This window comes from Mesorhizobium sp. M2A.F.Ca.ET.039.01.1.1, assembly GCF_003998035.1.
Classification (GTDB): domain Bacteria; phylum Pseudomonadota; class Alphaproteobacteria; order Rhizobiales; family Rhizobiaceae; genus Mesorhizobium.
The window spans coordinates 1-8,468 of record NZ_RZRY01000246.1; the positions used below are offsets into that span (position 1 = coordinate 1).

8 protein-coding genes are annotated in these 8,468 nt (G+C 62.6%); all 8 read right to left on the reverse strand.

Annotation, left to right across the window (positions count from 1 at the left end):
* Positions 1-831, reverse strand: an 831-nt coding sequence (locus tag EOA24_RS19025) for an ABC transporter ATP-binding protein (RefSeq protein ID WP_133374550.1), incomplete at its 3' end; no start/stop codon positions are given.
* Between the two features lie 10 nt (positions 832-841).
* A complete protein-coding gene (locus EOA24_RS19030; protein WP_126082594.1) occupies positions 842-1,921 on the reverse strand; it encodes an ABC transporter ATP-binding protein in 1,080 nt (359 codons plus the stop codon).
* 38 nt (positions 1,922-1,959) lie between these two features.
* Complete coding sequence (gene glpD / locus EOA24_RS19035; protein ID WP_126082593.1) at positions 1,960-3,486, reverse strand: glycerol-3-phosphate dehydrogenase; 1,527 nt, start codon at positions 3,484-3,486, stop codon at positions 1,960-1,962.
* Between the two features lie 126 nt (positions 3,487-3,612).
* The gene (locus EOA24_RS19040) at positions 3,613-4,380 is read right to left on the reverse strand and encodes a DeoR/GlpR family DNA-binding transcription regulator (RefSeq protein ID WP_042642634.1); all 768 of its coding nucleotides are present in this window, start codon (positions 4,378-4,380) and stop codon (positions 3,613-3,615) included.
* Between the two features lie 128 nt (positions 4,381-4,508).
* Positions 4,509-5,921 (reverse strand): aspartate aminotransferase family protein, encoded by a 1,413-nt coding sequence (locus EOA24_RS19045; protein ID WP_126082592.1) that lies wholly within the window; start codon positions 5,919-5,921, stop codon positions 4,509-4,511.
* Between the two features lie 73 nt (positions 5,922-5,994).
* A complete protein-coding gene (locus EOA24_RS19050) occupies positions 5,995-6,726 on the reverse strand; it encodes a peptidase (RefSeq protein ID WP_042642639.1) in 732 nt (243 codons plus the stop codon).
* Positions 6,727-6,758: 32 nt separating this feature from the next.
* On the reverse strand, positions 6,759-7,553 hold the full coding sequence (locus EOA24_RS19055; RefSeq protein ID WP_126082591.1) for a transglutaminase family protein: 795 nt from the start codon (positions 7,551-7,553) through the stop codon (positions 6,759-6,761).
* A 21-nt stretch (positions 7,554-7,574) separates the two neighbouring features.
* A partial coding sequence (locus tag EOA24_RS19060) for an alpha-E domain-containing protein (protein ID WP_127409975.1) occupies positions 7,575-8,468 on the reverse strand: 894 nt, incomplete at its 5' end.

The window sequence follows — 8,468 nt, forward strand, 5'->3', positions numbered from 1 at the left end:
CTTCCCGGTAGCAGTCTGGGGCACGCCCGGAAGCTCGATGCGCTGCGCGCCGAGCTTCGCCGTCCTGCCTTCCAGCGCGACCGGCAGCACGTTCATGCCCGGCGAGCCGATGAAATAACCGACGAAAGTGTGGCGCGGCCGCTCGAAGAGTTCGGCCGGCGTGCCGATCTGCACGATCTCGCCGTCATACATGACCACGACGCGGTCGGCGAAGGTCAGCGCTTCGGTCTGGTCATGCGTGACATAGACCATGGTGTAGCCGAAGCGGCGATGCAGTTGCTTCAATTGCGAACGCAGCACCCACTTCATGTGCGGGTCGATCACGGTCAGCGGCTCGTCGAACAGGATGGCGTTGACGTCCGAGCGAACCAGGCCTCGGCCGAGCGATATCTTCTGCTTCTGGTCGGCGGTGAGCCCGCGCGCCTTCTTCTTCGCCAGCGAAGCGAGATCGATCATGTCGAGCGTCTCGCGCACCTTGCGGTCGACGTCCGCCTCCGGCACGCGACGGTTGCGCAGCGGGAAGGCCAGATTGTCGTAGACGGTCATGGTGTCGTAGATGACCGGGAACTGGAACACCTGCGCGATGTTGCGCTCCTGCGTCGACAGATTGGTGATGTCCCTGCCATTGAACAAAAGCTGGCCGTGCGAGGGATGCAGCAATCCCGAAATGATGTTGAGCAAGGTGGTCTTGCCGCAGCCCGACGGCCCAAGCAGCGCATAGGCGCCGCTATCCTCGAAGGTGTGATGCACCTCCTTCAGCGCGAAATCCGAATCCTTCCGTGGGTTGGGCAGGTAGGAGTGGCGGATATGATTGACGTCGATGCGCGCCATCTGATCCTCCTCAGGCTGCCAGCTTCGACGCCGTCACGGCGCGGCCGTTGTGGTCGAACACCAGGATGTGGCGCGGGTCGATGAACACCTCGACCTCGTCGTCCGTCTCGAAGTCGAGAATGCCATGCGCAAGCATCACCCAGCGCGCATCGGCGAAGTCGAGATGGACGAAGCTTTCCGAGCCGGTGATCTCGGTGATGGTGACCTTGGCACGCACCGGTACCGCGCTGGCGTTCGGCCGCTCCAGCGACAAATGATGAGGTTGGAAGCCGATCGTGTAGCTGGCGTCCGCAATGCCGGCGAGTTCCGGCGGCACCGGCAGCTTGACGCCGCCTTCGAGCAGGAAGTCCGCGCCCTTTTTGGAGAGCACGATGGTGTTGAGCGGCGGGTCGGCGAAGGTCCTTGCCGTCACCAGGTCGACCGGCTTGCGGAAAACCTCGACGGTCGGTCCGAATTGCGTGACGCGGCCCTCCGAAAGTGTCGCCGTGTTGCCGCCCAGCAAAAGCGCCTCGTGCGGTTCGGTGGTGGCATAGACGAAGATCGTGCCCGCGGCGGCGAAAATCTTCGGCAATTCGGCGCGCAATTCCTCGCGCAGCTTGTAGTCGAGATTGGCGAGAGGCTCGTCGAGCAGCACCAGGCTGGCGTTCTTGACGATGGCGCGCGCAAGCGCCGTGCGCTGCTGCTGGCCGCCCGAGAGGTTGAGCGGGGTGCGGTCGAGGTAAGGCGTGAGCTTGAGAAGCGCGGCGGCATTGCGCACTTCCTTGTCGATCCTTGCCTGGTCCACGCCTGCAACCCTGAGCGGCGAAGCGATGTTCTCGTAAACCGTCATCGCCGGGTAGTTGATGAACTGCTGGTAGACCATGGCGACGTTGCGCTTCTGCACTGGCTGTCCGGTAACGTCCTTCCCGTCGAACCAGACCGAGCCGGACGTCGGCGCGTCGAGACCCGCCATCAGCCGCATCAGGCTGGTCTTGCCGGAAAGCGTCGGTCCCAGCAGAACATTCAGCGAGCCGTGCTGAAGCGTCAGCGACACGTCGCGGATATGCTCCTGCGCACCGATCGTCTTCGTCACGTTCCTCAGTTCCAGCATCACGCCTCCTCCCGGCCTTGCGCTTCAGCAGTCGATCGTCATTCCGCCGCCGCGACGTGACGGCTGCTCAGCCCTCGCATGAATTCTTCCAGTGCCGCCGTCTGCTCGCGGCTGAAATGCAGGCCGCGCTTGGTGCGGCGCCACAGCACGTCATCGGCGGTGACCGCCCATTCGTTCTCGGCGAGATAGCGAACCTCCACCTCGAAAAGATCGGCGCCGAAATTGCGGCCAAGATCGGCATTCGACTTGGCGAGCCCGAGCAGCTTCTCCGCGCGCGTGCCGTAGAGCCGCGTAAACCGGCGCGCCAGCCTCTGGTCAAGGAACGGATAGGTTTTTTTCAGCCTGGCGACCTGCGCGTCGAAACCGGTGGCGGGAAAATCACCACCCGGCAGCGGCGCGTCATGCGTCCAAGGCTTGCCGCGCTTGCCGAGAAAGCCTTCGATCTTCTCAAGCATCGATTCCGCAAGCCGACGGAAGGTCGTGATCTTGCCGCCGAAGGCGTTGACAAGCGGGGCAACGCCCTCCCCGCCATCGGCCTTCAGCACATAATCGCGCGTCGCTTCCTGCGCCTTGGAAGCGCCGTCGTCATAGAGCGGACGCACCGCCGAATAGGTCCAGACGATGTCGGAGCGCTTCACGGCTACCGCGAAATATTCGCTTGCCGCAGCGCACAGATAGTCGATCTCAGCGTCGGAGATCTTCACATCGTGCGGGTCGCCTGGATAGTCGCGGTCGGTTGTCCCGATCAGCGTGAATTCTTCCTCGTAGGGAATGGCGAAGATGATGCGGCCGTCCTTGTTCTGGAAGAAATAGGCGCGCGGATCGTCGAACTTCTTGGCGACGACGATGTGGCTGCCTTGGACAAGACGGACATTATGGACTTCGTTCTGGCCGACGGCTGTCTGCAGAACGTGATCGACCCACGGGCCGGCGGCGTTGACGAGAAGCCGCGCGCGAACCTCTTCGGTGTCGCCGGTCAGCACGTTCTGCACCTTGACGGTCCATATTGAGGCGTCGCGGCGCGCGCTGACGACCTTGGTGCGGGTGCGGATGATGGCGCCCCGGTCGGCGGCGTCACGAGCGTTCAGCGCCACCAGACGAGCGTCATTGACCCAACCATCCGAATATTCGAAAGCCTTGCGGAACAATGGCTTGAGCGGCTTGCCTGCCGGATCGCTCGCCATGTCCAGCGTCTTCGTCGCAGGCAGCAGCTTGCGCCCGCCGATGTGATCGTAGAGGAACAGCCCGAGCCGGATCAGCCAGGCGGGCCTCAGGCCCTTGGCATAAGGCAGGACGAAGCGCATCGGCCAGATGATGTGCGGCGCGTTCTTCCACAGAACCTCGCGCTCCATCAGCGCTTCGCGCACCAGCCGGAACTCGTAGAATTCAAGATAGCGAAGCCCGCCATGGATAAGCTTGGTCGAGCCGGAGGACGTCCCGCTCGCCAGATCGTTCATCTCGGCAAGGTAAACCGAAAATCCGCGGCCAACGGCGTCGCGGGCGATACCGCAGCCATTGATGCCGCCGCCGATGACGAAAATGTCATGGATCGGGGATGTGTCCAAAAGTTCCTCCAACGATTTCGCATTGCACCATTTTTGTGTTTTACGAAACCGTGACGGAATTATTTCGAACTCAAAGCGAATGTCAAACGAAATTTCATCGCTGCGTGAAACAGCCATGAAGCACCGCTATTCGAGCGCCGTCTCGATCAGCCGGACCTCGGTCTCCTCGCAAATCCGGCGAATCGAGGGGATGTCGCAACGATCGGTGATGAAGGTATTCACCTGCGAAAGGTGGCCGATCCGGACCGGCGCCGTGCGCTCGAACTTGGTCCGGTCGGAGACCAGGATGACGTGGCGCGCATTGGCTATGATCGCCTGCGCCACCTTCACCTCGCGGAAATCGAAGTCGAGCAGCGCGCCATCATGATCGATGGCCGAGGCGCCGATGACGGCATAATCGACTTTGAACTGGCGGATGAAATCGACGGCCGCTTCGCCGACGACACCACCGTCGGAACCGCGCACCACGCCGCCGGCGATCACCACCTCGATCGTAGGATAGATGCGCATCCTATTGGCAACATTGATGTTATTGGTGATGACCATCAGCCCGTTATGGTCGAGAAGCGCCTTGCTGACTGCCTCGGTGGTGGTGCCGATATTGATGAACAGCGAAGCATTGTCCGGGATCAACCGCGCCGCCGCGCCGCCGATCGCCTCCTTCTCGTCGGCCGCGATCTTGCGCCGCGCCTCGTATTCCATGTTCTCGATGCCGGACGGGAACAGCGCGCCGCCATGGATGCGGGTGAGCAGCCGCTGATCGCACAGATCGTTGAGGTCCTTGCGGATGGTCTGCGGCGTCACATTGAAATGCGTCGCCAGATCCTCGACCAGAACCCGGCCGTGGTCTTTCGCCATCTGGATGATTTCGGCGTGGCGTGGCGAAAGAAACATCCGGGCGTCCCTCCATTTTCGTTTTTCTCCTCTATATCGGAAAACGAAAGCGAAGAAAAGGTATAAGCCGGCTAACGAAAATCATCTGATTGCAAAAGGCAAACCAGCGCGGAACGCGTCCACCCGCCTCAGGACGGGCGGCGGGCAATCTCGGTTATGACGTCGAACGCGGCGGCAACATCGGCCGCCGTCGACTCGAACTGCCCCGCCTGAAAGCGGATCGCCACGCGCCCCTCCACCCGCGTTTGCGTCAGGTAAATGCGGCCGTCGGTGTTGATGGCGTTGACCAAGCGCAGATTGTGCTCGTCCGGATTGGTACCCGATGGCGCTTTGTGCCGGAATGAGAACAGCGACAGCATCGGCTCGCTGACGAGCTCGAAATCCACTTCCCTGGCGAGCCGCGCTGCCAGTCCTTCGCTCCAGGCGACATGATTGCGAATCATGGCGCGCAAGCCCTCGAGGCCATAGGCCCGCAGCAGGAACCAGAGTTTCAGCGCGCGGAAACGACGCCCGAGCGGCACCGACCATTCCGAATAGTTGATGATGCCGTCGTGCCCCAACGTCTTCAAAAACTCCGGCTTTATGGCCAGCGTGCGCACCAGGTCTTCCGGCTGGCGAATAAACTGGATCGAGCAGTCGAACTGCGCACCGAGCCACTTATGCGGATTGAAGACGATGGAATCGGCGCCTTCGACGCCTGCCCAGAAATGCCGGTATTCCGGGCAGATCATCGCCGATCCGGCCCAGGCGGCGTCGACATGCAGGTAAAGCCCGTGCCGCTCCGCGACCGCGGCCACCGCGGCTATGTCGTCGGTGCCGCCAATGCTGGTGCCGCCGACGCAAGCGATGATGCCTGCGGGCAGCAAGCCGGCCGCGCGATCGGCGACGATTGCGGCCTCAAGCGCGGCCGGATCCATGGCGCGAAAACGTCCTGAGACCGGGATGCGGACGAGGTTCTCCTCGCCGATGCCTGAGACCCAGATGGCGCGGTCGATCGAGGTATGGACCTGGTCGGAGGAATAGACGCGCAGCTTGCCCTGCCCGGCCAGCCCCTTTTTGTTGCCCTGCCAGTCGAGCGCCCGCTCGCGCATGGTGAGCACCGCCGCAAGCGTCGCCGACGAGGCTGAATCCTGGATGACGCCGGAAAGGCCCTCGGGTAGGCCAAGCGCTTGGCGCATCCAGTCGACGATGCGCGTCTCGAGCTCGGTCGCCGCCGGCGAGGTCTGCCACAGCATGCATTGCGCGGCCATCGCCGAGACCAGATACTCCGCCACGACCGAGACCGGCGCCGCATTGGCGGGGAAATAGGCGAAGAAGCGCGGATGCTGCCAATGCGTCATGCCCGGCACGATCTTTTCTTCGAAATCGGCGAAGATCCTTTCCATCGGTTCGGCCGTTTCGGGCGGCGAAGCCTCGATGCTCCGGAAGATCTCGCCCGGCGCGATTGCCGGCCGCACCGGACGGTCGCGCAGGCCGGCGCGGTAATCGACGCCCCAGTCGGCCACCCGCCTCGACCAGTCGCGGAATGTCTCGTTGTCCATCTATCCTCCCGACCCCAGCCGCAATGCAGCGGGTAAGCCAGCTAAATGCCCAACCGGCCGCGACGTGCGGACCCTAACCGGGAAAATCCGGCAGGCTGGCAAAGGCCGCCTTCAAGGCGTTCGACCAGCCGTCGGATATGGTGCGGTAATAGGGATCGTCCTGGCCGATGCGCCTATTGAGCCCGACCTTGAAGCTGTCGTTCTCCAGGAACAGCAGATCGAGCGGCAGCCCGACCGAAAGGTTCGATTTCAGCGTCGAGTCGAAGGACACCAGAAGCAGCTTCACCGTTTCGGCCAGGCCCATTGTCCGGTCATAGGCACGGATGATAATCGGCTTGCCGTATTTCGTCTCGCCGATCTGGAAGAAAGGCGTGTCATCGGTCGACTCGATGAAATTGCCTTCCGGGTAGATCATGAACAGCCTGGGCGGACTGCCCTTGATCTGGCCGCCCAGGATGAAGGAGGCGTTGAAGTAGGAATCCGCCTTGTCGCCGTTCGGCGAGGCATGTTCGATGACTTCCTTGACCGTATCGCCGACGAGCCGCACCGTCTGGTACATGGACGGCGTCTCGAGCAGCTTCGGATGACGGTCGCCAACGGCCTTGTTGCGCTCGTCGAGCAGGCTGACCACGGCTTGCGTCGTGGCCAGGTTGCCCGCCGACATCAGCACGATCACGCGCTCGCCAGGCTCTTCCCAGACGTGCATTTTCTTGAAGGTCGAGATCGAATCCATGCCGGCATTGGTGCGCGTGTCCGACATGAACACGAGCCCGCGATCGATCTTGAGGCCGACGCAATAGGTCATGATTCTTCTTTAACAGCGAATCTCGTCGGAAATTACTGCTCTACCGTGACGGTGACGGCAAGCTTCTCTTGCGCCTGCCCCAGCAGTATCCCCGAGACAGGCGAGGCGTCGCGATAGTCGCGCCCCGTCGCCACCCGCACATAGCGTTCGTCGGGAGAAATACCGTTGGCCGGATCAAAGGCAACCCATCCGAGCCCTACGACATAGGCCTCGGCCCAGGCATGGCTGGCGGCCTGCTCGACGTCGGCATCCATCATCAGATAGCCGCTTATATAGCGGGCCGGAAAGCCAAGCGCGACGGCCGCGGCGATGAAGATATGGCTGTGGTCCTGGCAGACGCCGGATTTGAGCGCCAGGGCCTCTTCGGCCGGCGTCACGACGCTGGTCGCGCCTGGCTTGTAGGCAACACGTTCGCGGATCGCGCCCATCAGCGCGTGGAGCCGCTCGATCTCCGTCCCCTGCCCGACCTTGCCGGCCAGTTCACGAATACCGTCGCCGGCGGCGGTGAGCGGCGTCTGCTGCGCGAACAGCCAGAGCGGCGCGTAGCCTTGATGCGGGCCCGTCACGCCCGCCGTGTCATGCGTCGTCACCTCTCCCCGCGCCTCGACGACGATGGCGGTGTGGCCGCTCTCAGCGCTCACCAGCCGCGTGTCGTTGCCGAAATGATCGGTAAAGCGCACCTCCTCGCGTGCGCCTTCGACCTTGATCGCCCAGGAGCCGACGGTCTGCGTACGCCCGCTCAGGGGCAGCAGGCGCAGCCGCTGCAGCAGATATTGCACCGGCGCATCGTAGCGGTACTCGGTGCGATGGGTGATCTTGAGCCGCATGACGCCCGCCCTCAGCCCCGCTCAATGGAACCGGTAATCCTGGGCGATCTCGTCGCCCAGCCTGGTGTTGTCGCGAATGAACTCGGCCAGGAACTCGTGCAAGCCGTGATCGAATATGTCCTTGATCGAGCCTCTATTGAGCAGCGCCTGAATCTTCTCGGCCGTGGCGTGGCAAGCATGGCGCTCGCCATAGTCGTCGGCGAGGAATTTCAGGTGCTCGCCGAGGAAGCGATAGCAGAAGGTCAGCGAGCGCGGCATGCGCACATTGAGGATCAGATAGTCCGCGATATTCGTCGGCTTGTAGTCGGCCTCATAAACCCAGCGATAGGAGCGATGCGCCGACACCGAGCGCAGGATCGACTCCCACTGGTAATTGTCCAGCGTCGAGCCGACCCAAGACAGCGAAGGCAACAGCACATAATACTTCACGTCGAGGATGCGCGCCGTGTTGTCGGCGCGCTCGACATAGGTGCCGAGCTGCGAGAAATCGAAGATTTCGTTGCGCAGCATCGTGCCGTAGAACGAGCCGCGGATCAGAGCCGTCTCGCGCTTGATGGCATCGAGCACCGTCGGCAGGTCGCGCTCGTCGATCGGCCTCGCCAGCATGCGCTTCAGCGACATCCAGGCTTCGTTGATGCTTTCCCAGGTCTCGCGCGTCAGCGCCGTTCGCACCATGCGGGCATTGTTGCGTGCCGTCTCGATCGACGACATCGTGCTCGACGGGTTCGAGGTGTCGCGCAGCAGGAAGTCGGAGACGTTGGCAGCGGTATAGTCCTGGTATTTCTGTGAGAACGCATAGTCGGAGCCGGCGCTGAGCAGCACCGAATTCCATTCCTCTGACGCGTTCTGCGTGCGCGTCAGCGCCATGCGCAGGCCGGCATCGACGAGGCGCGCCATGTTTTCGGCCCGCTCTAT